The organism is Nocardioides cavernaquae (assembly GCF_003600895.1).
Classification (GTDB): domain Bacteria; phylum Actinomycetota; class Actinomycetes; order Propionibacteriales; family Nocardioidaceae; genus Nocardioides; species Nocardioides cavernaquae.
The window spans coordinates 2,403,866-2,427,403 of sequence record NZ_QYRP01000002.1 but is presented as its reverse complement, the minus strand read 5'-3'; the positions used below and the strand labels follow the sequence as shown (position 1 = coordinate 2,427,403).

22 protein-coding genes are annotated in these 23,538 nt (G+C 68.9%); 3 read left to right on the top strand and 19 right to left on the bottom strand.

The annotated features are described in order from the left end of the window. Positions 1–4 precede the first annotated feature (4 nt). The 9 genes from D4739_RS11695 to D4739_RS11655 form a co-directional block, all read right to left on the bottom strand. Positions 5–1,012 carry a LysR family transcriptional regulator gene (locus D4739_RS11695; protein ID WP_182920398.1) on the bottom strand — a complete coding sequence of 336 codons (1,008 nt, stop codon included), beginning with the start codon at positions 1,010–1,012 and terminating at the stop codon, positions 5–7. After that, positions 990–2,213 (bottom strand): amino acid deaminase/aldolase, encoded by a 1,224-nt coding sequence (locus D4739_RS11690; RefSeq protein ID WP_120060782.1) that lies wholly within the window; start codon positions 2,211–2,213, stop codon positions 990–992. The genes D4739_RS11695 and D4739_RS11690 overlap by 23 nt, the downstream gene beginning before the upstream one ends. Beyond that, on the bottom strand, positions 2,210–3,508 hold the full coding sequence (locus tag D4739_RS11685; RefSeq protein WP_120060781.1) for a D-arabinono-1,4-lactone oxidase: 1,299 nt from the start codon (positions 3,506–3,508) through the stop codon (positions 2,210–2,212). The genes D4739_RS11690 and D4739_RS11685 overlap by 4 nt, the downstream gene beginning before the upstream one ends. An 89-nt stretch (positions 3,509–3,597) precedes the next feature. After that, on the bottom strand, positions 3,598–4,815 hold the full coding sequence (locus tag D4739_RS11680; protein WP_120060780.1) for an ABC transporter permease: 1,218 nt from the start codon (positions 4,813–4,815) through the stop codon (positions 3,598–3,600). Beyond that, positions 4,812–5,522: an ABC transporter ATP-binding protein gene (locus tag D4739_RS11675; protein WP_120060779.1), complete on the bottom strand. Its 711-nt coding sequence runs from the start codon at positions 5,520–5,522 to the stop codon at positions 4,812–4,814. Before D4739_RS11675 ends, D4739_RS11680 begins: the two co-directional genes overlap by 4 nt. Beyond that, positions 5,519–6,595 (bottom strand): permuted SH3 domain-containing protein, encoded by a 1,077-nt coding sequence (locus tag D4739_RS11670; RefSeq protein WP_147384900.1) that lies wholly within the window; start codon positions 6,593–6,595, stop codon positions 5,519–5,521. Before D4739_RS11670 ends, D4739_RS11675 begins: the two co-directional genes overlap by 4 nt. 95 nt (positions 6,596–6,690) lie before the next feature. Beyond that, entirely contained in the window at positions 6,691–8,112 is a 1,422-nt protein-coding gene (locus tag D4739_RS11665) for a phytoene desaturase family protein (protein ID WP_120061877.1), read from the bottom strand. Continuing rightward, positions 8,109–9,875: a DUF3556 domain-containing protein gene (locus D4739_RS11660; protein WP_120060777.1), complete on the bottom strand. Its 1,767-nt coding sequence runs from the start codon at positions 9,873–9,875 to the stop codon at positions 8,109–8,111. Before D4739_RS11660 ends, D4739_RS11665 begins: the two co-directional genes overlap by 4 nt. A 2-nt stretch (positions 9,876–9,877) precedes the next feature. Beyond that, on the bottom strand, positions 9,878–11,347 hold the full coding sequence (locus tag D4739_RS11655) for a class I adenylate-forming enzyme family protein (RefSeq protein ID WP_238473625.1): 1,470 nt from the start codon (positions 11,345–11,347) through the stop codon (positions 9,878–9,880). A gap of 182 nt (positions 11,348–11,529) precedes the next feature. On the opposite strand from D4739_RS11655, the gene D4739_RS11650 reads away from it, so the two are divergent. Next, positions 11,530–12,801 carry a PucR family transcriptional regulator gene (locus D4739_RS11650; RefSeq protein ID WP_238473624.1) on the top strand — a complete coding sequence of 424 codons (1,272 nt, stop codon included), beginning with the start codon at positions 11,530–11,532 and terminating at the stop codon, positions 12,799–12,801. Here the strand turns inward: D4739_RS11650 and D4739_RS11645 are convergent. The 6 genes from D4739_RS11645 to D4739_RS11620 all read right to left on the bottom strand — a co-directional run bounded on the left by D4739_RS11645 (position 12,758) and on the right by D4739_RS11620 (position 17,882). Beyond that, positions 12,758–13,300, bottom strand: coding sequence for a hypothetical protein (locus D4739_RS11645; protein WP_120060774.1), 543 nt, complete (start codon positions 13,298–13,300; stop codon positions 12,758–12,760). The genes D4739_RS11650 and D4739_RS11645 overlap by 44 nt on opposite strands. A 17-nt stretch (positions 13,301–13,317) precedes the next feature. Then, entirely contained in the window at positions 13,318–13,719 is a 402-nt protein-coding gene (locus tag D4739_RS11640; RefSeq protein WP_120060773.1) for a low affinity iron permease family protein, read from the bottom strand. A gap of 113 nt (positions 13,720–13,832) precedes the next feature. Continuing rightward, positions 13,833–14,036: a cold-shock protein gene (locus tag D4739_RS11635; RefSeq protein ID WP_120060772.1), complete on the bottom strand. Its 204-nt coding sequence runs from the start codon at positions 14,034–14,036 to the stop codon at positions 13,833–13,835. 266 nt (positions 14,037–14,302) lie between these two features. Beyond that, positions 14,303–15,484: a N(5)-(carboxyethyl)ornithine synthase gene (locus tag D4739_RS11630; RefSeq protein WP_120060771.1), complete on the bottom strand. Its 1,182-nt coding sequence runs from the start codon at positions 15,482–15,484 to the stop codon at positions 14,303–14,305. Between the two features lie 132 nt (positions 15,485–15,616). Next, the gene (locus tag D4739_RS11625; protein WP_120060770.1) at positions 15,617–16,738 is read right to left on the bottom strand and encodes a fatty acid desaturase family protein; all 1,122 of its coding nucleotides are present in this window, start codon (positions 16,736–16,738) and stop codon (positions 15,617–15,619) included. Between the two features lie 28 nt (positions 16,739–16,766). Then, positions 16,767–17,882 carry a ferredoxin reductase gene (locus tag D4739_RS11620; RefSeq protein WP_182920396.1) on the bottom strand — a complete coding sequence of 372 codons (1,116 nt, stop codon included), beginning with the start codon at positions 17,880–17,882 and terminating at the stop codon, positions 16,767–16,769. A gap of 117 nt (positions 17,883–17,999) precedes the next feature. Here D4739_RS11620 and D4739_RS17060 point away from each other — a divergent pair, with 117 nt between their 5' ends. Then, the gene (locus D4739_RS17060) at positions 18,000–18,206 is read left to right on the top strand and encodes a hypothetical protein (protein WP_220699281.1); all 207 of its coding nucleotides are present in this window, start codon (positions 18,000–18,002) and stop codon (positions 18,204–18,206) included. Between the two features lie 4 nt (positions 18,207–18,210). Here D4739_RS17060 and D4739_RS11610 read toward each other — a convergent pair whose 3' ends face one another. From D4739_RS11610 to D4739_RS11595, 4 genes are read right to left on the bottom strand one after another with little or no spacing between them, the layout of a single operon-like run. Further along, positions 18,211–18,480: a winged helix-turn-helix transcriptional regulator gene (locus tag D4739_RS11610; protein WP_120060769.1), complete on the bottom strand. Its 270-nt coding sequence runs from the start codon at positions 18,478–18,480 to the stop codon at positions 18,211–18,213. Between the two features lie 2 nt (positions 18,481–18,482). Continuing rightward, on the bottom strand, positions 18,483–19,943 hold the full coding sequence (locus tag D4739_RS11605) for a class I adenylate-forming enzyme family protein (RefSeq protein ID WP_120060768.1): 1,461 nt from the start codon (positions 19,941–19,943) through the stop codon (positions 18,483–18,485). Between the two features lie 3 nt (positions 19,944–19,946). Beyond that, on the bottom strand, positions 19,947–20,861 hold the full coding sequence (locus D4739_RS11600; RefSeq protein WP_120060767.1) for an alpha/beta hydrolase: 915 nt from the start codon (positions 20,859–20,861) through the stop codon (positions 19,947–19,949). Further along, positions 20,858–21,835 carry an enoyl-CoA hydratase/isomerase family protein gene (locus D4739_RS11595; protein ID WP_120060766.1) on the bottom strand — a complete coding sequence of 326 codons (978 nt, stop codon included), beginning with the start codon at positions 21,833–21,835 and terminating at the stop codon, positions 20,858–20,860. Before D4739_RS11595 ends, D4739_RS11600 begins: the two co-directional genes overlap by 4 nt. Before the next feature lie 100 nt (positions 21,836–21,935). On the opposite strand from D4739_RS11595, the gene D4739_RS11590 reads away from it, so the two are divergent. Then, on the top strand, positions 21,936–23,537 hold the full coding sequence (locus D4739_RS11590) for a GMC oxidoreductase (protein ID WP_120060765.1): 1,602 nt from the start codon (positions 21,936–21,938) through the stop codon (positions 23,535–23,537). The last annotated feature ends 1 nt before the right edge of the window (position 23,538 follow it).

Genomic DNA, 23,538 nt, shown 5'->3' with positions numbered 1-23,538 from the left:
GGGATCAACCCACTGTCGTTGTTGATCCCGTTCCAGCTGATGCGCCGAACGGGTCCTCGATGGCGCTGACGAGCTGCGGCGCCTGCTCAAGCACCGCGCGGGCCACCTCGCGGAAGCGGTCGATGAGGGGGTTCGCTGCGTCCGCACGCCATCCCACAGCACACGTCGATCGGGGAGCGTCGCTGATCGGGATGAAGCGGATGCTCGGGTGCGGCATGTAGCGGATCGCGGCAGCAGCGGTCACACCGATCGCGCCGCCCGCGGAGACGAACTGGACCTCCTCGGTCACTGACCTGGTCTCGACGATCCGGGGCGCTGCGCCGTCGCGGAATGCCTCAAGGCTCCAGAACGCCCGGTACGCCGCGTCCTCGGTCCGCGTCAACGTGATCGGATCGGTCAACAGCTCGGCGACGTTGACCGTCGCGCGGTCAGCGAGCCGGTGCCGCACCGAGACAGCGGCGACGAGCGGCTCCGTGAAGAGCGTCTCGACCTCGATCCCGTCCGTCGTAAGCGGTGCACGCACAATGCCGACATCTGAGGCGCCGCCCGCGACGCCAGCGCTCGGATCGGAGAGCGGCACCTCGTGCAGTTCCACCGTGACGTCCGGGTAGCGGTCACGGAACCCCGACAGGATCGGCTCGGTCAGCTCCAGCGCAGCGCCAGGGCAGAAGCCCACGCGGAGGGTGCCCGTGACCGACCGCCCGGTCCGGACCGTCGTGGCAACGGCTTCGTCGAGCGCATCGACCACCGCACGCGCACCGGCGAGGAAGACCACGCCGGCTGCGGTGAGCTCGACCCGGCGGGAGCTGCGGAGGAAGAGCGGCGTGCCGAGCTCGTCCTCGAGCTCGCGGATCTGGCGGGACAACGCCTGTTGGGCAACGAAGAGCCGCGCCGCGGCCCGGCTGAAGTGGAGCTCCTCGGCGACGGCGATGAAGTAGCGCAGCTTGCGCGTGTGCAGGTCAGTGATCCCCGGATCGTAACGCGACCGGTCAGAGGAACGCCCTGCCCTCACCGCGATAGGTGGGGACGGTCGCGACGACGGCGCCGCCGCGGACCAGGTGCAGCTCGTCGACCCGTTCACAGAGCTCACCCGCCTTGGCGTGCCGGAAGAAGACCCGGTCGCCGATCTGGAGCGCGGCGGCGCCCGGCCCGGTCAGCGGGGTCTGTGCCTCACCGGCCCCTTCGAGCGCGGTCAGCTCGAGGCCAGGCGGCCAGCTCGGCGTGGGCAACCTGTCGGCACCGGAGGCACCCGACGCGACCCACCCGCCACCGAGCACCGTCGCGAACTCCGGTGACGGGCGCCGGACGACAGGCAGCACGTAGAACGCTGCCGGGTGCGGCCGGAACGAGCGGTAGGTGTCGAAGAGCGTCGGGCAGTAGAGCCCCGATCCCGCAGCCACCTCGGTCACGGCGTCCTCAGCCACGGTCTGCTCGATGCTGCCGGTGCCTCCCCCGTTGACGAACTCCAGCGGCGCGACGCGGCGTACGGCTGCGACGACGTCGGCACGACGCCGCGCGAGTTCGATGACGGACGCCTTCTGCATGGCCCGGACGGTCAGCCGCTTCGCGAGCGGACCCGGTGCGTTGTCGCCGACGCCGGCGGTCTGGCCCTCGTAGGCCATGAGTCCGACGAGCGTGAATCCCTTGCGGCGTACGACGTCGCGCGCGAGTGCCACGGCGGCATCCGCCGAGTGCACGGGCGAGCGCCGCGGGCCGAGGTGGAGCCGGCCACCGAGCAGCTCCAACGAGGCGTCGAGGTCCAGGCAGACCCGGATCGGATGGCCGTTGTCGCCCACGATCCGCTCGACCAGGTCCAGCTGGTCGGCGGAGTCGACCATGATCGTCACGCGGCTCGCGAGCAGTTCATCGCCGGCCAGCCGACGCAGCGCAGCGGCGTCGGTGGTCGGGTAGCCGACGACCACGTCGTCGCAGTCCTCCGCCAGCCAGAGCGCCTCCGGGAGAGTGAGGGCGAGGATCCCTCGGAAGCCGTCGGTGGCCAGGACGGCGTTGGTGATCCCTCGGCACCGCACCGACTTCGAGGCGAGCCGCACGGGCTTGCCTGCGGCCCGGCGGACCAGCGCCCGGGCGTTGGCCTGCAGCGCATCCACGTCGACCACGGCGAACGGCGGCTCGAGGCCGGCGGTGGCCGCGGCGAGCGCTGCATAGCCCTGGCCCCGGGTGGGAGTGGCGCCGTCGAGAGCGAAGGTCGTCATCGTGCCTCGAAGACGCGACGCAGGTGGTCGTTGGCGAAGACCCCGTCGGGATCGAGGGTCGACCGGACCTCCTGGAAGCGGTCCCACTCCGGGTAGAGCGTCGCGAGGGTCGACGCGTCAAGGCTGTGCCGCTTGCCCCAGTGGGGGCGGCCGCCATGTGCCACCGCGATCTCCTGCGCGCGCCGGAAGAAGTCCTGCCACGGCATGCCCTGGTAGCAGTGCATCGCGATGTAGGCGGACTCCCGGCCATAGGCCGGGCTGAGCAGCGACGCCTCGTCCCCGGCGACGAACCGCACCTCGAACGGGAAGTTCACCGCGTAGTCGGTGCCCTGGACGAGGTCCTGGAGCTCGGTGAGCGTGGCCTCCAGCTCGCTGCGCGGCACTGCCCACTCGGTCTCGGTGAACCGAACCGACCGCTGCGAGGCGAAGATCCGGTAGCTCTTGTCGACGCGGGTCGCGGGCGTCAGCGCCCGGGTGACCAGCCGGTTCAGGCGCGGGATCTGACCGGGGAAGCGACGGCCCGTCCGGCAGACCAGGTCGAGCAGCTGGTTCTCCACCAGCGTGTTGCGGACGTACGCCGCGACCTTGCCCTCCGGCGCGGCCTCCTCGTCGGTCCGGTTGTTCCGGCGGGTCAGCGCGACGGAGGTGTGCGGGAACCAGAAGAACTCGAAGTGGTCGTTCCCGTCGACGAGATCGTCCAGGCCGTCCATCACCTCGCCGAGCGGCATCGGCTGGTCGACGCCACGCAGGTTGAAGGAGGGCACGACCCGCAGCGTGTACGCCGTGACCACACCCAGCGCTCCCAGGCTGATGCGCGCGGCGGCCAGGTTCTCCGCGTCGTCGCCGGTGAGCTCGAGGACCGCTCCCCCGGCCGTCACCAGCTGCAGCGACTCCACCATCGTGGCCAGGTTTCCGATCAGCTTCCCCGTGCCGTGGGTGCCCGTCGAGACCGCACCGGCCACGCTCTGCACGTCGATGTCGCCGAGGTTGGCGAAGGCCAGCCCCTCGGCGTCGAGCACCCGGTTGAGGGCGTGGAGCTGGGTGCCGGCCGCGACCCGGACCAGTCCGCGCTCACGGTCGACCTGCTGGAGGCCGCTGAGCGCGTCGAGCGACATCAGGACGCCGTCGGTGCAGACCAGGTCGCCGAAGGAGTGACCGGCACCCGCCACCCGGACGGTGCGGCCGGCGTCGACCGCGCGGCGTACGGCTGCGCAGACGTCGTCCACCGACTCCGGTCGCTCGATCGCCGCGGGCGTGCAGGTCTCGTCGCCGGCCCAGTTCTTCCACGTGGTCACGCACCCACCGTGTCAGCAACGTGGGCGCTGCGGAAACACCCAGATGACCGGCGATCAACGCACTTCGGTTGTTGATCCCGGGCTGAGCCCTAGAACCGGATGGCGTCGACGATCTTGACCCGCGCGGCGAGCAGCGCAGGAAGGACGCCGGCCAGCGCACCCACGCCGACCGAGACGGCCAGGCCGAGGAACGCGGCCTCGAGCGGGAACGGCGGGACGTCGTCGATGCCGTCGAGCAGCTTGTCGGCCACCCACGGGTTGGTGATCAGCGCGACGGAGAGCATCACGCCGACCGCGCCTGCCACCACGGTTGCCACGACGCTCTCCATCATCACCGAGAAGAAGACCCGGCCGGTCGTGGCTCCGAAGCTGCGCCGGATGCCGACCTCGCGCACGCGTTGCTGGATCGTCACCAGCGCGACATTGAGCAGGCTGAGCGCCCCCAGCAGCAGGATGACTCCGGCGATCACGCTCACCACCAGGGTGACCTCACGCAGCGGATCCTCGTCGGCGTAGGCCAGGTAGTCCTGGCGACCGACGTCGACCTGGTAGCCGGGCAGCTCGGCCGCTAGCACGCGGCGTACCTCGAAGCTCAGCTTCTTGGCCTCCTTTGGAGGCACCCACATCTCGTACTGCGCGTCCGTCAGCGGTTCGTCGGCCGCGAACCAGTGCTCGTAGGCCTCGGCCAGCATGTAGATGGTGTGGCCGGAGTAGCCCTTGGGCGCGGTGCCGACCACGGTCGCCGTCACCGGGACGGCGCCGCCGAGCTCGATGGTCACCGGCAGCTGGCTGGTCTTGAGGCCGAGCTTGGACATGATCCGCTCACCGACGACGACCGCCGGCGACATGTTGCGGGCATCCGCCGGCTCCAGCCAGCGCCCGCGGGCGGCCACGATCCGGTGCAGGATGGCGTAGTCGGGGTCGATGACGCGCATCTCCGCGTCCTGCCTCAGCCCGGCGTTCGTGGCCATGATCCCGCGGGAGGAAGCCATCGCCGCGTAGCGGATGTCCATCTTGTCGGCCGCGGCGAAGAAGGCGGGCCGGACCACGTCGGGCGATGGCGACATCCCCTCGTTCGAGTAGGCCCACACCCCGAGCAGCGCCGGACGTCCCTCGTGTTCGTACTGCTCGACCAGCACCTGCTTGGCGATGCCCGCCGCAGCGATGGCCGAGGTCAGCGAGGCGACCGCGATCATCACGCCGACCAGCGAGAGCAGCACCCGCAGCTTGTGGATACGCAACTCGTGCCAGGCCTCGACGGTCGCAGCGATGAAGCCGGTGGCCCAGCGATCGGCCCGTCGCCTCATGCGACCACGTCGGTCAGGTCCGTCAGCACGTGGAGGCGACCGCCCTCCAGGCGGAAGCGCTCGCGGGCCATGGCGGCCACGTTGGTGTCGTGGGTGATGGTGATCAGCGCGGCGCCGGACTCGAGGGTCGCGGCGTCGAGCAGGCTCATCACTGCCTGGCCGGTCTCCAGGTCGAGGGCACCGGTCGGCTCGTCAGCGAGTACGACGCGTGGTGAGCGCACCAGCGCCCGCGCGATCGCGACCCGCTGCTGCTCGCCGCCCGAGAGGTTCTGTGGCATGGAGTCGGCGCGCTTGGAGAGGCCGACCAGCTCGAGCATCTCGCCCGCGAGCCGGCGCCGCTGCCAGAACTCCCGCCCGCTGGCATACATCAGCGGGGCCATCACGTTCTCGATGGCGGTGCGCCCGGGCAGCAGGTTGAACTGCTGGAACACGAAGCCGAGGTCGCGGCCGCGGATGTGGGCCGCCTCGCGGGCCCGGAGCCTCGAGGCGTCCTTGCCGGACCAGGTCAGGGTGCCGGAGGTCGGTCGGTCGAGCAGTCCGAGGAGGTTCAGCAGCGTGCTCTTGCCGGTGCCCGAACGCCCCACGATGCCGATGTGGTCGCCCTCGTGGACCTGCAGGTCGACGCCAGTGAGGATGTGGAGATCGGTGTCGTCGGGGAGCACGACGGTGCGGGTGACAGCCTCGAGCCGGACCAGCTCGGCGGTCACCGGTAGATCACCTCGCCCTCCATGCCTTCCATGTCGCCCTCACCCTGCGGGGCACCGGGGACGTAGCGCAGCACGTTGTCGCCGGGCTTGAGCCCGGACCTCACCTCGACGACCTTGCCGTCGGTGATGCCGAGGCGCACCCGGCGTTCGGTCTCCAGGCCGTCGTCTCCGACCACCCAGACCGTGCCGGTCCCGAGCAGCCCTCGCACACCGGTCACGGGCACTGCGAGGACCTCGCTGGCGGCGCCGGCGGCGACGTCCATCGACATGTTCAGCCCGTCGAACACCGTGACGCGCTCGGGCACCCGGCAGGTGATCGTCGTGGCCGCGTCGCCCTCGCCGCCGCCCTCGCCGCCGCCCATCTCGCCGCCCTCGCCGCCGCTCGACGGCGCAGCAGCGGCTGCGTCGCCGATCGCCAGCTGCAGGCACTTGAACGGCTTGGGGCCACCCTTGATCGTGACGCGTGCCGTCGACGGCCTGTTCAGGAGGCGATAGCGGTCCAGCGGCGTGATGTTGCCGACCGCCTTGAAGGTGCGCGGCTGCACCGATGCGATCGCCAGGCCCTTCGACACCGGGTCTCCCAGGGCGACCGCGAAGCCGCTGACCTTGCCGGCCACGGGCGCCACCACATTGGTGTACGTCGGCCTGGGTGCTGTCGGCACGATCGGGGCCCGGGGCTTGCGGCGCGCATCGGGTTGCGCCTCCTCGATGGCCTCGGCGATCTCCACCGGCTCGCCCTCGCTGCGGATCTGGAAGAGCCGCTCCCCCGCCGCGACAGCCTGGCCCTCCCTCACCCAAGAGTAGACGAAGGTGCCCTCGGCCGGGGAGAGCGCGGACTTGGCCGGGTCGAGCTCGATCGTGCCCTCGACGACGAGCGTGTTCTCGATGTCGCGGACCTCGACCGGCACGGTCTGCGCCGGCACCTCCCCCGTCGGCTTGAGCGGGTTGTCCTCCCGGGCGGAGGCGCTGCCGCCCAGGAAGGCCAGCTTGACCAGGCTCGCGGCGATCAACGCCCCGATCAGCAACCACAGTGCCGGAAGCACCACCCGACGAATCCGACCTCGACGCTTCATGCAGTGCTCCCCCGTTGGACGTTTCCGCAGTGTAGGACGCGGCGGAGCAGCAAAAGGTTGCCTTCGGTCCGAGGCGGGTGAAGCGGGCGAACCGGTCACTGGCTCCTCTCGAGGTAGCGCAGCGCCCGCTCGGCGGCGTTCGCTCCGCACATGCCGTGCGCGCCCGGCCCCGGCGGGGTCGCGGCCGAGCAGATGAAGTGACCGGGCACGCCGACGTCGTAGGGACGCATGGTCGGTCGCGGACCGAACACCAGCTGGGGAATGCTCTTCGCGCCGGTGAGGATGTCGCCCCCGACGAAGTTCGCGTTGTACGCCGCGAATCCGGGCGTCGTGCGCACGACCTTGCCGACGATGCGGTCGCGGAAGCCGGGCGCGAAGCGCTCGACCTGGCTGATGATCGCCTCCGTCGCATCCCCCGTGTAGCCGTGCGGGACATGGGCATAGGAGTAGAGCGGGTGCACGTTGCCGACGGAGCGCTGCGGGTCGGCGAGGTACTGCTGACCGACCAGCACGAAGGGGCGCTCCGGCATGCGGCCGGCCCACACGTCCTGCTCGGTCGCGGCGATCTCCGAGAAGGTGCCGCCGAGGTGGACCGTGCCCGCGCGCCGCGCCGACTCGGAGGCCCACGGCACGCCACCCTCGACCGCGAAGTCGACCTTGAAGGCCCCCGGACCGAAGCGGAACTTGTTGTACCCCTTCGCGGCGCGTCTCGGGAGCCGGTCGCCGAGGATCCCCGCCACCTGCGCCGGATCGAGGTCGTAGAGCACGACATCGGACGGCGGCAGCTGGTCGGCGCTCGTCACCCGGACGCCGGTCTCGATGGTGCCGCCGTTCTCGAGGACGACGGCGGCCAGCGCGTTGGTGATCGACTGCGATCCGCCTGCGGCAACCGCCCAGCCGTGCCGGTGTCCGGCGGTGATGATGCCCAGTCCGATCGCGGAGCTGAGCGGCCGGGTCAGCGGCTGGAAGGCGTGGGCCGCGACGCCACCGAAGAGCGCCTTGCCCTGCTCGCTGTGGAAGTAGCGGGAGAGCGTGGACGCGGGCAGCGTCGTGGGGGCACCGAACCGGGCCAGCTTGACCGGGTGGGAGGGGAAGCGGATCAACGGGGCGAGGATGTCCTCGGCCAGCTCGTCGTACGACGCGGAGGTCTTCCCGAACAGCCGCTTCCACTTCTTGCCGTCGACGCCGAGGCCGGCCGACGTCTCGGCCACGGAACGGCGCAGCACACCGGCAGTCCCGTCGTCGAGAGGGTGCACGCAGTCGATCTCGGGGAGTCGCCACTCGAGTCCGTGGCGGCCCAGGTCGAGGCCCTGGAGGAAGGCCGAGCCGACCGCCATCGGGTGGACCGCGGCGCAGTGGTCATGCAGCAGACCCGGAAGGATCGCCTCGCTCGTGCGGGTGCCTCCCCCGATCTCGTCGGCCGCTTCGAGCACCGTGACGCTCACCCCGGCGCGGGCCAGGGCGGCCGCTGCAGCGAGCCCGTTGGGTCCGCTGCCGACGATGACCGCTGACGTCACGACGCCGCCCCCGCCGCGCTCCACGTCACGTTGAGCGGGACCGGGCCGTTGGGCAGCCATGGCTGCTCGGCCACGCAGTCGGCGACCTTCCACGTGCCGCGCTGGACCACCCCGAGGGCACCGTCGAAGACGAACCACTCCTGGAAGTTCTTGTGCACCGGCTGCGACTCCACCCAGGCGACAACGAACTCGCCGGGCTCGAACCCGCACGACTCGCGCAGGGCCTCCAGGAACCGGATGCCGTGGATGTGGCCGTCACCGAAGTTCCATCCCAGCAGCAGGTTGGCGCCGGTCTCCCCCTCCCAGACGTCGCGTCGGTCCAGGCCGTCGTCGCCCAGGTAGGTGCGCAGCACCGACAGCAGCCCGCGCCCCTGGCTGTGCATGGAGCGCCAGGCCACGAACAGGTCGATGTTGATCGCGGCGACGTCCGTCTCGATGCCCAGTGCCGCCAGCTGCTCACGGTGCAGGCCCACCGGCATGCCCGCGCGCTTCAGCTTCTCGTCGGCACCCGGGGCGAAGGTCCACAGCGCCGACGCCCAGTTGCCGGCGTACTGACGCATGGAGGGCAGGAAGGAGACCAGGTCCGGGCGGAGGTTTCCGAGCACGGGGAAGAACAGCAGGCCCACCGCGATGACCGGCAGCATCCACGGCTCGCTGAAGTCGAAGATCCCGTAGCCGTCACCGTTCGGGTAGCCCGCGAAGAGCGCGACCGCGATGAACCCGAACAGGATGTTCCACTCCAACGGCACCGCGAGCGGGAACGTCGAGGTGATGAAGGCGTGGAAGCAGACCATGAAGATCACCCCGCAGAGAGTGACGGTCCAGCTGGTCGTGAAGAGCAGGATCAGCGGCACGATGATCTCGGCCGTGGTGCCGCCCACGTGCGCCATCAGCTTCGCCAGCGTCGACGGTCGCAGGTCGTGGGGGAAGTCGCGGTAGTGCGCCCTGCGCGCGAACTTCTGCGCCCACGGGGTGTTCGACACCATCACGGGCACGACGTTCTCGAAGTGCTTGCCGACCTTGGACCAGCCCGCGCCGACCCACACGACCACGATCAGCATCTTGCCGGCGATCAACATGTCGTGCGGCTCGAGGAACGCGAAGAAGAGCATCGCCGGGAGGTACTGCTCGCCGCGGCTGCACAGGAAGATCACCTTGTCACGCAGCCCGAGCACGACGAGCAGAACGATCGGGGCGAACAACGCCCAGTGCCGGACAACTCCCCCGTCGGAGTGCGGCAGGGACGCGTCGTACTGCACCCCCGGAAGCACCAGGGCCACGACGAGGCTGGCCAGGTAGCCGAGGTAGAGCGCCGCATCAACGGGCGTGCGTCGGACGCCACCGGTGAGCGGGACCTTGTCCGGCCAGGGCGCCATCCGCAGCAGGCCGGGGCGGGAGAAGTAGCGTGCGCCACCGTAGAACGGCTTGAAGTGGCCGGTCAGCGGACCCCAGGCACCACCGATGCCGAAGACCTCCAGGAAGGCCACCCAGAGGATGAGCTTCTGGTACATGATCGGCTCGTGCCACCAGGTGCCGGCGTCGAGGATCGAGCCGATGCCCGGGGAGGTGAGCGTGACGACGAGCAGTCCGCCAAGCGTGGAGATCAGCAGGAACTTCGCGACGTAGATCGCGTGCAGCATGTACGGGCTGCCGTAGCCGTTCTCGGCCCAGAACGTGGTGAGGAGCTTGAGCCGGTCCATGAGCGGGCGGGTGCGGAACTCGGCCGGATCGACCGGCGGCAGCGTGGGTTGGGTGAACGGCATGGCTACGCTCCCTGGGACAGGTCGGCGAGCTGCCGGCGCAGTGTGGGCTTGTCGGTCTTGCCTACCGGGTTCTTCGGCAGCGCGTCCAGCACCGCGATCGAGACGGGCACCTTGATCTTGGCGAGGTGGGTCGCGCAGTGCGCCTTGAGCGCATCCTCATCGATCGCCGTCGGGTCCGCGACGGCCACGAACGCCGCCACGACCTCACCCAGGGCGGCATCCGGCGCACCGACCACGGCCGCTTCGGCAACGGCCGGGTGCTCGTTGAGGACGGTCTCGATCTCCTTGGGGTAGATGTTCTCGCCGCCGCGGATGATCATGTCCTTGATCCGGTCGACGATGGTGAGGTAGCCGTCCTCGTCGAGGATGCCGACGTCGCCGGTGTGCAGCCAGCCGTCGCCGAGCGCCTGCGCCGTGGCCTCCGGGTTGTTCAGGTAGCCCTGCATGACGTTGGTGCCCTGGATCACGACCTCGCCGCGCTCGCCCGTCGGGAGCAGCGTGCCGTCGGGGGCCATGATGCCGATGGTCTGGCCCGGCAGCGGGACGCCGACCGAGCCGGGCTTGCGCTCGCCGTCGAACGGGTTGCAGGTCGAGGCACACGTGCCCTCGGAGAGCCCGTATCCCTCACAGATCGGGAAGCCGAAGAGCTTCTCAGCTTTCGCGAGCAGTCCTGCCGGAGCCGGTGCCGCGCCGCAGATCGCGAGGCGCACCGATGACAGGTCCGCCGGCGCCCCGGCCTCGACCGCCCCGACCAGGTAGGCATAGATCGTCGGGACCGCCGAGAAGTACGTCGGGCGGAGACGGGCGATGTTCTCGAGGAAGTCGACCGGGTGGAACCGCTGGAGGAGGCTGACCTGACCGCCGGCGCACATCGGGACGAGGCAGCTGACCAGGATGGCGTTGACGTGGAAGAGCGGCAGGACCAGGAGGCAGTGGTCGTCGCCGGTGATCCCGGTGAAGCTGCCCATCATGTCGGCCATCGACCCGAGGTTGTCGTGACTGAGCACGACGCCCTTGGGCCGACCGGTCGACCCACTGGTGTAGATCAGCAGCGCGACATCGGCCAGGTCCGTCGCAGGCGCGGGCAGACCGGCGCCACGGGACTCCCGCCGCAGCTCGGAGACCGGAAGGACGCTCGGCCCGTCCGGGATCGGCTCGGTCCGGTCGGTGACCAGCACGACGGCTCCCGAGTCGGTGAGCTGGTGCGCGGCCTCGGTGGCGGTGAAGGTCGGGTTCATCGGTGTCGCGGCGGCACGGAGGCGCCACGCGGCCACCATCGCGACGAGCAGCTCGACCCGGTTGGGGAGCATGATCGCCACGACCGATCCGGGCTGGACGCCGAGCTCGGCCAGCTGCTCGGCGGCCGCGTCCACCCGGGCCGAGAACTCGGCGTACGTGAGCTCCTGCTCGGCGTCCCGCACGCAGGGCCGCGGGTCGAAGTCGGCAGGTCGGCTCCAGGGAAGGTAGGCCACGGACACGTCGGTTCCTCTCGTCGGGGTCACTTCAACGATCGGATCACCAGTGACCGATGTCACTGGCGATCCCGAACAGACTCTGTCGACTGATTTGTATCCCGGATACATCTCCGCGCCGCCCGCAGCGTGCAACCATCGAATCTGTTGGCACAATCGACCAAGTCAGAGGAGAGCGCAGGGTGCACGAACCCGACGAGGAGTTCACGGCTGCCGTCGACTCCGTGGTCCTGACCGTGGGCGCCGAGCTCGGGGAGCACCTCGCCGAGCTCACGACACTCGTCCAGGAACGCCTGACCGGCGAGATCACCGACCTACGCGGCGATCCGGCAGTGCAGGAGCTTCTCCACGCCAGCATCGAGAGCAACATCGACGCCCTCGGCAGGATCCTCCGCTACGGCCTCGCCGTCCCCGAGGCCACCGCACCACCGGCCGCTGCCGAGTACGCCCGCCGGCTCGCGCAGCGGGGCACCGACCCCGTGGCGCTGCTCCGCGCGTATCGCCTCGGCCAGGAGACGACCCTCTCGTGGGCGCTGCACCGCGTGGACGGTCACGCTCCCGATCGCCCGGTTGCGATCGAAGCGACACACAGGTTCGTGGAGGCGTCGTTCCGCTACATCGACGCCGTGTCGACCCAGGTCGTCGCCGAGTACGAGAGTGAGCGCGTGCGCTGGCTCGCCAACAGCAACTCGGTGCGGAGCGCAACGCTGAGCGACGTACTCGCAGGCAAGGTCGGCGAAACGGCCGCGACCGAAGCAGCGCTGGGTTATCGCCTTCGCCAGCACCACGTCGGCCTCGTGCTCTGGCTCGACGGCGTGGGCTCGCCAGACGACCTCCGCGCTCTCGAGCGCCTGCTCGCCGCCATCGGCAAGGAGCTCGGTGCCGGAAGCGGCCTCTTCATCCCGCAGGACCGCTCGACCGCGTGGGCCTGGCTTCCGTTCGGGAGGACCAACGCGCGCGCCGACACCCTCAGCCGCGCCGTTCTCGATGAGGCGGAGCGGATCGGTGCGCACGTCGCCGTCGGAAGTCCCTCCGTGGGCCTCGAAGGATTCCGCTCGACACACCAGGAGGCGCGGGCGGCGCATCAGCTCGCACTGAATGCTCGCGGGCGACTCGCACGCGCAACCTTCTGGTCCGATCCTGACGTCCGGGCGGCAACCCTGCTCCTCCGCGACATCGACACCAGCCGACGGCTCGTCGCCTCCGCCCTCGGAGCGCTCGCAGATGACGACGAGGCCACCGCGCGTCTGCGCGAGACCACACGGACCTTCCTGGCCGAGGGCAGCAGCTTCGCGTCAGCCGCGTCCCGGCTGAACGTCCACAAGAACACCGTGCGCTACCGCCTGGAGAAGGCCGCAGAGGTCCGCGGTCGTCCCCTTGACGAAGATCGGCTCGACCTCGAGCTGGCCCTCATCGCCTGCGAGTGGCTCGGACCCGAGGTCCTGCACCGGTAGCCCTGGTGCGCCGTTTGACGACGACCGCTGCCTCCTTGCTCCCCTTGTAGAGCTTGAGGCCGAACCAGGTCAGGAGCGCCACGAGTACGACGGTCGCGATCGTCGGGAGCAGCCGCCGGATCCAGTCCTCGCTGAGCCACTTGCCCGACGCCACGGCGTACGCGATGAAGACGCCGAGGAAGTTCACGACGTACTTGGAGATGTTCTTGACCAGGATCGAGCGGGCGACGCCCCAGGAGAGCTTCTTCGAGAGGCCCTTGGCGTTGCCCGCGACCTTGGCGAGCGCGGCGTCCTCTTCTTCCTTCTCCTTCGCCCGCATCACGTTGCGGTAGGCGAGGATGCCGCGCTCGAGCTGCCGCGCCTGCCAGGCCACCTGGGCATCGTGCCTGTCGGGGTAGTGGAACGGGTCGCCGCCGAAGGTGCAGTGATCACCATCGAGGCACTTGTTGGGCAGACCGGTCTCCGGATTGATGTGATACCGATCCGCCGCCGCTTCCATGCGCGGATCCTACGGTTTCAGTCGTCCGTGCTCTCGCGATCCTGCAGGCCGACCGCAGCCCGGAGCTCCTCGGCGTGCTGGCGAACCTCCGCAGAGGACGACTCCGCGGCGATGGCCGCGAGTGCCACGGCGAAGGCGTCCAGCTTGCGGTGCAGAGCCTGCTCCGAGCGCCGGTTGTGGTTCTCCAGCAGGACCACCAGGAAGAGCGTGACGATCTCGGCCGGGAGCACGAAGGCGATGTACCAGTGATCGAGCTTGTGCATCAGGAAGTAGCTCGGTGCCCACAACACCGTGAGCCCGACGATGATCAGGAAGAAGATGTCGCGCGACGCGACGTCGTGCGCACGCGAGGCGAGCTTGTCGAACCAGTTGCGGTCCTCATCGACCTCGGACGGGTTGCGGTGCCCATTGCTGTCCATCCTCGGACGCTAACCGACGATCGCCCCGTTCGGGCGAACACCGCCGCGACGGACATCCGCAAAATGCACAACGAGCCCCGCCCGCCGAAGCGGTCGGGGCTCGTCGAGAGAAATCAGGAAACGCGAACGTTCTCAGCCTGCGGACCCTTGGGGCCAGCGGCGAGGTCGAACTCGACCTTCTGGTTCTCGTCCAGCGACTTGTAGCCGTTGGTCTGGATCGCGGAGTAGTGAACGAACACGTCCTCGCCGCCACCATCCTGAGCGATGAAGCCGAAGCCCTTTTCAGCGTTGAACCACTTGACGGTGCCCTGAGCCATGATGATTTCCTTTGTTTTACGTGCCAGGGGCAACGTGCCCCGAGCCGCTGAAGACATCTACCTGTGCTGATGTCCAGCGAACCGAAAACCAGGAAGTGCGAGATACAAGCCGCGCATCGTGTGCGGCCAGGATGACTTACAGAGCCATCCCTTCAACAAGAGCAACGATAGGGCATGAGCGACGCTTTCGGGGCTTCGGCGCATTCCGAATGTTGTGGGACCTCCCACACGTGCCTCGCGCGCAGGGCTCATCCGGGACCGCGCCCTCACGCAATCCGGAAGGGCGCCTCGACCTCTCGCCCCTGGAACGACAGGACCGCTGGGTTGACGACCCGGCCCTCGCGGACCTCGATGGCCCGGCTCAGCGTCTCGTCCGCGTCCCATGCTGCGCCGCCCTCGAGCACGCGCCGGACGAACGGGATCAGCGCGTTGCTGTTCTCCCAGGTCGCTGAGTTCCACAGGTAGGAAGGCGAGTGGTCGACGCCGTAGTAGAGGACGTTCTCCCCCACCACGAACGTCGGCTCGTCGAAGCTCGTGGGGCGCGCGAAGCTGAAGCCCATCCCCAGATCGCAGGACACGTCGACGATCAGGCTGCCCGGACGGAACGCAGCCATGTCGTGGTCGTGCAGGTAGACCAGCGGGTTGTCGGTGTCCTGGAAGGTGCAGTTGACGACGATGTCGTTCTCGGCGAGGTAGGCCGGCAGCGGCTCGCGCCCTCGCTCGGTGATCACGTCACTCTCGCCGTCCGGGTCGTGCTCGAACTGCCGGATCCGCACGGAGTGGATGGGCGACCCCACCGCTGCCACGCCCCGGTTCGTCAGCACCGCAACCTCATGTACGCCGTGTGCGTTGAGCGCGGTCACAGCGCCTCGCGCTGTCGCTCCGAACCCGATGACCACCGCGCTGAGCCGGCGGCCGTAGTCCCCGGTCAGCCCGGCAATCTCGAGCGCATGGAGGACCGAGCAGTATCCGGCCAGTTCGTTGTTCTTGTGGAAGACGTGCAGCCCGACCGCGCCGTCACGCGTCCAGTGGTTCATCGCCTCGAAGGCGATCAGGGTCAGGCGACGGTCGATCGCGACCTGGGTGAGCTCGGCATCCTGGACGCAGTGCGGCCAGCCCCACAGCACGGTCCCGGGACGCATCGCCTCCAGGTCCGAGAGCTGCGGCTTGGGCAGCAGAACGACATCGGAGCTCGTCAGAAGCTCCTCGCGCGATGCGAACCCGGCGACATACTCGCGCAGCGACGCGTCCGCGACGCCGAACTTCGCGCCGTACCCGTGCTCCAGCGTGATGCGTGCCCGCAGATCCGCGTCGAGGTGCGGGATGTGCTCGGGGTGGATCGGCAGCCGGTGCTCGTTCTCCTTGGCCGACGAGCCGATGACCCCCAGCCCCAGCAACGTCGGTTCTTGCGTCGTGAGGATGTTCTGGCGCGGCGACGTGTCGCTCATGCGGGGGTTCTCTCTGAGAGGGAGCCTGAATGGCTCCGACCTTCGACAGTACGCCCCCGCGCCTCAGGCGGCGGTCGTCTGCTTCTGCTTCATGCTGCGCAGCGGGAAGGTGACGATCTCGGCGATGCCTGCCTACTTGGACTTGGTCCAGAAGCTGTCCGGGAGGGAGAGCTTGTAGACCTTCTTGTAGACGCTGAGGAGCTGGTTGACCATCGTGTCCTGGTGGTACGGCACGCCGTACTTCTCGCAGAGCGCCTTGACCTCGACGGAGATCTCCTTGTAGCGGTACGCCGGGATGTCCGGGAAGAGGTGGTGCTCGATCTGGTGGCTCAGGTTGCCCGAGAGCATGTCGACCGTCTTGCTGCCCGTGAAGTTCGCCGAGCCGCGGATCTGGCGGTAGTACCACTCGGCGTGGCTCTCGTCCTCGGTCTCCGCGACCGTGAAGATCTCCACGTCCTCGGGGAAGTGGCCACACCAGATGACCGACGAGGCCCACAGGTTGCGCGTCAGGTTGGCCAGCGCGTTGCCGGCGAAGGTGAACGGCGCACCCGGGCCGGAGAGGGCCGGGAAGAGGACGTAGTCCTTCAGCGCCTGCTTGAGGGCCTTCTCCTTGAAGCGGGCGAAGGCGGGCTTGAGGTCCGCCAGAGTGCGCTCGCCCTTGAAGACCTTCTCGGTCTCGAACTCCTGGATCGCGGTGCCCCACTGGAAGAACGTCTGCAGCAGGCCACAGAAGACCGGGTTCAGCAGCCAGATCGGGTGCCACGGCTGCTCTTCGCTCATCCGCATGACGCCATAGCCCTCGGCGTCGTGGTCCTTGCCGTAGATGTTCGTGAACGTGTGGTGGATGTAGTTGTGCGTGTACAGCCACGAGTCGGCGTGGATCGTGTTGTCCCAGTCGAAGTTCTTCGACGTGTACGCCGGGTCGTTCATGAAGTCGTACTGGCCGTGCATGATGTTGTGGCCGATCTCCATGTTGTCGATGATCTTCGACAGGGAGAGGGCGGCGACGCCACCGACGAACGCCGGCGGGAACCAGCCGGCCCACAGCAGCGCGCGGCCGGTGAGCTCGAGCTTCTTCTGCTTGGCAACGATGTCGCGGATGTAGTCCGCGTCCTTCTCGCCCAGGTCGGCGACGATGCGGGCGCGCAGGTCGTCCAGCTCCTTGCCGAAGGCCTCGATCTGCTCGGGGGTCAGCTTCTTGCCCGACGTGGGGGCAGCAGCAACAGCGGGCTTGGTAGCGGTAGCGGTGCTCATGATGGCTCCTTGGAAAGTCAGGTGGTGGTCAGAGGGCGATGGACACGTCGCCGCAGGGCGCCGAGATGCAGGTCTTGATGTTCACGTCTTCGTCGCTGTCGATCTCGCCGGTCAGGACGTTGCGCGTCGTACCTGAGTCCTTCTTGAACACGCAGGTGTTGCAGATGCCGATCCGGCAGCCGTAGTCCGGCGTCAGGCCGGCAGCTTCTGCCTGCTCGAGGATGGTCTGGCCGTTGTTCTCGACCTCGACCTCCGAGGCGCCGAACGTCAGGGTTCCGGTCGCCTCGTCGGTGGCTACGGTGCGCGTCGGCGCCGCGAACTGCTCGAGGTGGAGGCGGTCGGAGATGCCCTCGGCCTCGAACACGGCGCGGACGCCGTCCATCAGCGGCATCGGGCCACAGAGGAAGGTCTCGGCCTCGGCGAAGTGCTTGTCGGCAGCGACCAGGTGCTCACGGCTGAAGAAGCCCTGGAGGTCACCGTTGTCCGCGTTGGTGTAGGCGCGGATGATGCGGATGCCCTCGTACTTCTCCTCGATCTCGGCGATCTCCTTGCGGTAGATCACGTCGTCCTCGGTGAAGGAGTAGTGCAGGAAGGTGACCTTGCCGATGTAGGCGCGCTCGGTGAGCGTGCGGAGCATCGACATCACCGGAGTGATGCCGGAGCCGCCGCTGATCAGCAGGATGCTGCGCGGGTGCGGCAGCGGGATGAAGAACTCACCCTGCGCCTGCGAGACCTGCACGATCATCCCGGGCTTCGCGTTGGCCAGCAGCCACGGGGAGACCAGGCCGTTCGGGTCGACCTTGATGGTCAGCTCGATCTGGCCGTCGCGGCGGAACTGGGAGTTCGCCGGCGAGTAGCAGCGAGTGCGACGGATGCCGTCGATCTCGACGGAGAGCTTGACGAACTGGCCTGCCTTGAAGCCGTTGAAGAGGCTGTTGGGCCGCAGCGTCAGCGTCACGGAGTCGGCGGTCTTCCGCTCGACCTCGGTGACCTCGGCGCGGATCTCGGTGCTGGACCACAGCGGGTCGATCATCTCGACGTAGCGGTCGACGCCGTGGGGCGTGGTGAGCGCTGCGGCGAAGGACGAGTTCAGCACGCGACGAGCAAGCGCTGACGACGTCAGCCTCTGAGCGATGAGCGACATGCCCGGCTCCTTTCAGTGAACAGGTGTGCACTAATGAAGTTAGGCCATGCGTGCGAGCCACGCCAAGCGATGTCGACGTGATCCTCGATACAGTGCACATTTGTGCACTGAAATGCGATGGACCCAGCGCTTGCGCACCGTTCGCGGAGGGGGGATTGGGCTCAGGACGCGACCTACATCCAGAGCCTCATCGATCGGCTCAACGCGCGGATGGAGGAGCAGGCCAGGCTCCACCGCGCCACCTACGTCGACACCCGCACGTCGAGCATCGGCCATGACGCCTGCCAGAACGGCGAGCGACAGATTCTCGCGGCGTTGCTCTGAACCGTCACTGCCCCCACCGCTCCTCCCACTGCTTCATCGCGGCGAGAACCGGCAGCAGGCCACGCCCCTTTTCGGTCAGCAGGTATTCGTAGCGGTCCGGAGCGTTCTGATACTTCCGCCGCTCCAGGATCCCGGCGCCGGTGAGCCACTTCAGGCGCTCCGAGAGAACCTTCCGCGAGATGCCGAGGGTCCTCTGGAAGTCATCGAACCGGCACACGCCCAGAGACCCCGCCGCGACGATGTCGAGGTCCCACGAGCGCTTGAAGACGTTCACCGTTACGCGCGCACAAGCCCGTCACGCAGCGACCGCTTGTCGAGCTTTCCCACGGCGCTCTTCGGCAGCATGTCCAGAAGGCGGATGACCGCGGGGCGCTTGTAGCCGCTGAGCCGCTCACTGCAGCGCGCATGGAGTGCGTCAATGTCGACCGTCGCGCCCGGGCGGGCCTGGACGAAGGCCACGACGACCTCGCCCCACTTCTCGTCGGGTACGCCGATGACAGCGGCCTCGAGGACGGCAGGGTCGCTGGCGAGGACGTCCTCGATCTCCTTGGGGTAGATGTTCTCGCCGCCGCGGATGATCATCTCCTTGGACCTGCCGACGAGCGTGAGGTAGCCGTCGTCATCGAGTCGACCGACGTCTCCGGTGCGAAGCCAGCCGTCGCTGCTGATGACGGCGGCAGTTTCCTCCGGGCGACCGAGATAGCCGCGCATGACGTTGTCACCCCGGACTTCCACCTCGCCGGCCTCGCCGGTCACCACTTCGTTGCCGTCCGCGCCGAGGATGCGCAGCTCCTGACCGGGGAATGCCCTTCCGACGGTGCCAGTCTTGCGCGGGCCATCGACCGGGTTGATGGTCGAGCCGCAGGTGGCTTCGGAGAGCCCATAGCCCTCGACCAGCGGAAACCCGAAGCGGTCCTCGAAGCGGGCGAGCAGCTCGGCCGAGGCCGGCGCAGCGCCGCAGACGGCGAACCTCACCGAGCTGGTGTCTGGTCGTACGTCGTCGGGGAGGGCCGCGAGCATGCTGTAGATCGTGGGAACGGCGGAGAAGAAGGTGGGTCGCTCCTTCTCGAGGATCTCGAAGAACGTCTGCGGGTTGAACCGGTCCGCGATGACGACACTGGCCCCGACGAGGAGCGGTGTCAGGACACTGACGACGATCCCGTTGACGTGGAAGAGCGGCAGGATCAGCAGGCAACGATCGTCTGGACCGGCCCTGAGGGCATCGCGCCCCATGGACGTCATGGCGTCCAGGTTGGCGTGGTCGAGCATGACCCCCTTGGGCACGCCAGTCGTGCCCGAGGTGTAGATCAGCAGGGCCAGGGCGGAGGGGTCCTCGACAGGCTGCGCCGCGCCTCGCCCGTCCTCCATGCGCAGGTCCGCGACTGACAGGGTGGCGATGTCGCCGATCGAGTGCGCGCCGGCTTCAACGACGAGCAACCTCGCGCTTGAGTCGTCGAGCTGCCGTGCGCTCTCAGCGTCTGTCAGGGCCGGGTTGATCGGCGTGACGGTCGCGCCGAGGCGCCAGGCGGCGAAGAGGAGCACGACGAACTCGACACGGTTGGTGAGCTTGAGGGCGACAACGTCCCCAGCGCCGATCCCCAGGTCAGCAAGATGCCCGGCTGCTGCACGGACGCGGCCGAGGAGGTCGGCGTTGGTCAGGCTCTGGGCCGAGTCGGCGACGGCTGGACCGGTCGGATCGTCGATGGCGCGCCGGTCGATGAGCGTGGAGAGCGTCATGGTTCAGGCCTTCAGGTGGCGGGTGAGGAACTCGGTCTGATCGGCGACGACTGCCTCGAACGGTTCGCCGAGGTAGATGTCGAAGTGGCCGGCGTCGTACTGCTTGATCTCGCCCCGAGGCGCAGTCCTGGCATAGGCGACGGTCTCCTCGGGCGGGGTGACGGAGTCGTGGTCGCAGATGCAGAAGAGGATCGGCATCTTCACGTCCTTCGCGGCCTTGCCCGGACGGTGCCGGGTGATGGTGGGCGCGACGCGAGCGGCGACCTCGTTGATGAACGTGCCGCCTTCCGGAACGAGCGCGAGGTAGCCCGGCAGGGCATCGGGTGCCGTCATCAGCGCCTTGTCCCCCGGCGCCCCCGCGAGCGTGATCAGGACGGGGTCCTTGCGAGTGGCCATGGCGAGGACGTCGCGCCCGACGGTCGGCAGCAACCGCATCGTCCCGACCGGGCCCAGCGCCCTGGCCGAGGCGAGCCCGTCGGTGAACGGGCACTGCGAAACGGCTGCGCGCAGCTCGGGGTGGCGGGAGGCGACGATGATGGCGTGCCCACCGCCGAAGGAACTCCCCCAGACGGCGATCCGGGTGCCGTCGACATCTGAGCGGGTCTTCACGTGGGAGATGGCCGCGTCCCAGTCGGCCAGCTGACGCTTGATGGAGAGCAGTTGCCGTGGCTGGCCCGCGGAGTCGCCGAAGTGCCGGTAGGTGAAGGCGAGAGCCGCGACGCCGGCCTGCGCGAATCGCTCGGCGAACGCGGCGAGGCCCATCTCGCGTGTGGCGCCGAGTCCATGGCCGAGGATCACGACAGGCGGGTTGATGACGCCCTCGGGCAGGAAGAGCCAGGCCGCGCAGCTGTCGCCGGACGAGGCGAAGCTGACATCGTGGCGGGTGACCCCGTAGCCGACATCGCTGTGGTTGCTCATCGCTGGTCCTCCTTCTGCGGGGCGCCGGCCCCACGGGTGGTGCCCGCCTGAAGCACCTCGTCGAAGACGCCAGGCTGGTAGAGCGGCAGCTCGCCCGCGGCGTCGGTATTGGCCATGTAGTCGAGCATCAACTCCTGGCCGATGGCAGAGAGCGCGGTGGCGAGGAACTCCGAGCGCTCGATGTGCAGTCCCTCCTCCAGGCTCGCCGATCCGCCGAAGTAGACCGATCGCTTGATCGCCGCCCGCGATGCCTTCGGTCGCGAGCCGAGGTGCTGGGCGAGCTCGATCGCCCGGTCGAGCACCCGGTCCGGGGCGACGACGTCATCCACGGCGCCGATCTCCAGTGCCTGTGCAGGCGTGAACGGCTCACCCGACAGGATCGCCAGCAGCGCCTTGTGGTTGCCGACCAGCCGCGGGAGCCGCTGGCTGCCGCCGCCGCCCGGCATGATCCCGAGCAGGACCTCGGGCTGGCCGATGAAGTAGTCCCCGTCAGCCATGACACGCAGGTCGTTGGCCCAGCAGAACTCGGCACCGAGGCCGAGCGCCGACCCGTTGAGGGCGGCGATGAAGATGACGCCGCTGCGGTTCATCTTGAGGAAGGTCTGGTGCACCCGCTCCAGCTGGACCGCGGGCCATAGCGGTGTCTTGCCGAGTGCCGCCTTCAGCCCGCCGGCGCGATTCACTCCGCGCGCTGTGTGGGCGAGCGCGGAGGCGCCGCGGACACCGACGGAGGGGACGGTCGCCCCGCCCTCCTGCAGCCAGCGCACCTCCGCGTGCGAGACGAAGCGGTCCGGGTGGGTGCCGATGAAGACAACGGCCTGCACGGCCGGGTCGCGGTCAGCCCGGTCGACCAGCGCGTCGAGCTGTTCGGCGATGTCGTTGCCGAACAGGCCGAGCGGGCCGCCGTCGATGCGGGCGACCAGCACCGCGCCTCGGTCCTCGATCTCGAGGTTGCCTCGTACTTCTTGTGCCATGACCGGTCTCCGTTGCGGGTGCTGTGACGGCGTTCGGGCGCCGCTTGTTCAATCAAGATAACGAAGTTATCCTGATGCGACAACCCCCTGAGGAGTCGCCGTGAGCAGCACCACCCATCCCCCACTGGACCAGGACTGGGTCGTCGTCGGGTCCGGATTCGGCGGGAGCGTCGCTGCCCTGCGCCTGGCCGAGAAGGGCCACCGCGTCGCCGTGATCGAACGTGGACGCGCGTACGCCGACGAGGAGCTGCCGGCATCGGCCTCGGACAGTCGCCGATTCGTCTGGGCTCCGGCACTGGGACTGCGCGGGATCATGCGCAACGTCCTCTTCCGGCACGTGTTCAGCTCCACCCAGACCGGCGTCGGCGGCGGAAGCCTCGTCTACGGAGGCGTCCTCTTCCGCCCCCACGAGGCCTTCTTCACCCATCCCCAGTGGACGGCGCTCGCCGGATGGGAGGCGCGCCTCGAGCCTCACTACCGGACAGCAGAGCGGATGCTCGGAGCCAGCACGACTCCGTGGGAGTCGGTGACGAGCAGCCTGACCCGCGAAGTCGCTGATCATTTCGGCGGCAGCTTCGCCCAGGCGCCGGTGGCCGTGTTCTTCGGCGAGCCGGGCGCCACCGTGCCGGATCCCTACTTTGGCGGCGAGGGCCCGGACCGCACGGGGTGCACCCGGTGCGGGCAGTGCATGACGGGTTGTCGCACCGGTGCCGCCAACCGGCTCACGAAGAACTACCTCTGGTTCGCCGAGAAGCACGGTGCCCGGGTGCTCGCGGAGCGCGAGGTGGTGGACGTGACTCCGATCGGCGCCCCTGATGGAAGCGACGGCTACCGGATCACCACGCGCCGCCCCGGTGCCCGCTGGCGCAGCGACCCAACCAGCATCACCACACGCGGGGTGGTGTTCGCGGGTGGCGCGGTGGGAACCAACGCGCTCCTCGCAGACTGCAAGCACCGAGGTTCCCTGCCCGCCATCAGCGACCGACTGGGGCACCTCGCGCGCACCAACAGCGAGACCGTGCTGTCCGTCCTGCTGCCTGAGGACATCGGGGCGTGGCGGGACGTCACCGCGAGCAGTCGGGTCGTCGTCGACGGCGACACCCAGATCGAGTTCCTCACCTATGGACCACGAGGCGACTTCATGCGGCTGATGTTCACGCTCCTCATCGGCGAGGGCGGCGCCGCCCGTCGCAGCCTGACCTGGGTCGGCACAGTGGCGCGAAACCCCCGCCGATGGATCTCCACGCTGCGATCAGGCTGGGGAGCGCGCACGCTGATGATGCTGGTCATGCAGCCGCGCGACAACGCGATCCGGTTCACGGCCAGGAAGCGGTTGCTGCGGAGCGGGTACCGACTCACGACAGGGCGTGACGACGAGCGGCCCGCCCCGACGTACATCGATGCAGGTCATCAGGTCGCGAGGTGGTTGGCGGAGCGCACCGGAGGCATCGCGCAGAGCAGTGTCTTCGAGGTCTTCGGCAACCGGCCGATGACCGCGCACGTGCTCGGCGGCGCAGTGATCGGCGCGAGCCCGGCGACCGGGGTCGTGGACGCCCAGCTGCAGGTGTTCGGCTACCGGAACATGGTCGTCGGCGACGCCGCCGCCCTGCCGGCCAACCCCGGCGTGAACCCGGCGCTGACGATCACCGCGCTGGCCGAGCACGCCATGTCGCACATCCCTGCCGCCGGTTTGGGACGATGAC

What these genes read in the sequence shown, in the direction of transcription:
- D4739_RS11630 (WP_120060771.1), bottom strand. Translation starts at nt 15,484, where the DNA reads ATGAGCGACACGTCGCCGCGCCAGAACATCCTCACGACGCAAGAACCG.
- D4739_RS11640 (WP_120060773.1), bottom strand. Translation starts at nt 13,719, where the DNA reads ATGGACAGCAATGGGCACCGCAACCCGTCCGAGGTCGATGAGGACCGC.
- D4739_RS11690 (WP_120060782.1), bottom strand. Translation starts at nt 2,213, where the DNA reads ATGACGACCTTCGCTCTCGACGGCGCCACTCCCACCCGGGGCCAGGGC.
- D4739_RS11620 (WP_182920396.1), bottom strand. Translation starts at nt 17,882, where the DNA reads ATGTCGCTCATCGCTCAGAGGCTGACGTCGTCAGCGCTTGCTCGTCGC.
- D4739_RS11625 (WP_120060770.1), bottom strand. Translation starts at nt 16,738, where the DNA reads ATGAGCACCGCTACCGCTACCAAGCCCGCTGTTGCTGCTGCCCCCACG.
- D4739_RS11635 (WP_120060772.1), bottom strand. Translation starts at nt 14,036, where the DNA reads ATGGCTCAGGGCACCGTCAAGTGGTTCAACGCTGAAAAGGGCTTCGGC.
- D4739_RS17060 (WP_220699281.1), top strand. Translation starts at nt 18,000, where the DNA reads ATGGACCCAGCGCTTGCGCACCGTTCGCGGAGGGGGGATTGGGCTCAG.
- D4739_RS11605 (WP_120060768.1), bottom strand. Translation starts at nt 19,943, where the DNA reads ATGACGCTCTCCACGCTCATCGACCGGCGCGCCATCGACGATCCGACC.
- D4739_RS11595 (WP_120060766.1), bottom strand. Translation starts at nt 21,835, where the DNA reads ATGGCACAAGAAGTACGAGGCAACCTCGAGATCGAGGACCGAGGCGCG.
- D4739_RS11600 (WP_120060767.1), bottom strand. Translation starts at nt 20,861, where the DNA reads ATGAGCAACCACAGCGATGTCGGCTACGGGGTCACCCGCCACGATGTC.
- D4739_RS11670 (WP_147384900.1), bottom strand. Translation starts at nt 6,595, where the DNA reads ATGAAGCGTCGAGGTCGGATTCGTCGGGTGGTGCTTCCGGCACTGTGG.
- D4739_RS11680 (WP_120060780.1), bottom strand. Translation starts at nt 4,815, where the DNA reads ATGAGGCGACGGGCCGATCGCTGGGCCACCGGCTTCATCGCTGCGACC.
- D4739_RS11645 (WP_120060774.1), bottom strand. Translation starts at nt 13,300, where the DNA reads ATGGAAGCGGCGGCGGATCGGTATCACATCAATCCGGAGACCGGTCTG.
- D4739_RS11660 (WP_120060777.1), bottom strand. Translation starts at nt 9,875, where the DNA reads ATGCCGTTCACCCAACCCACGCTGCCGCCGGTCGATCCGGCCGAGTTC.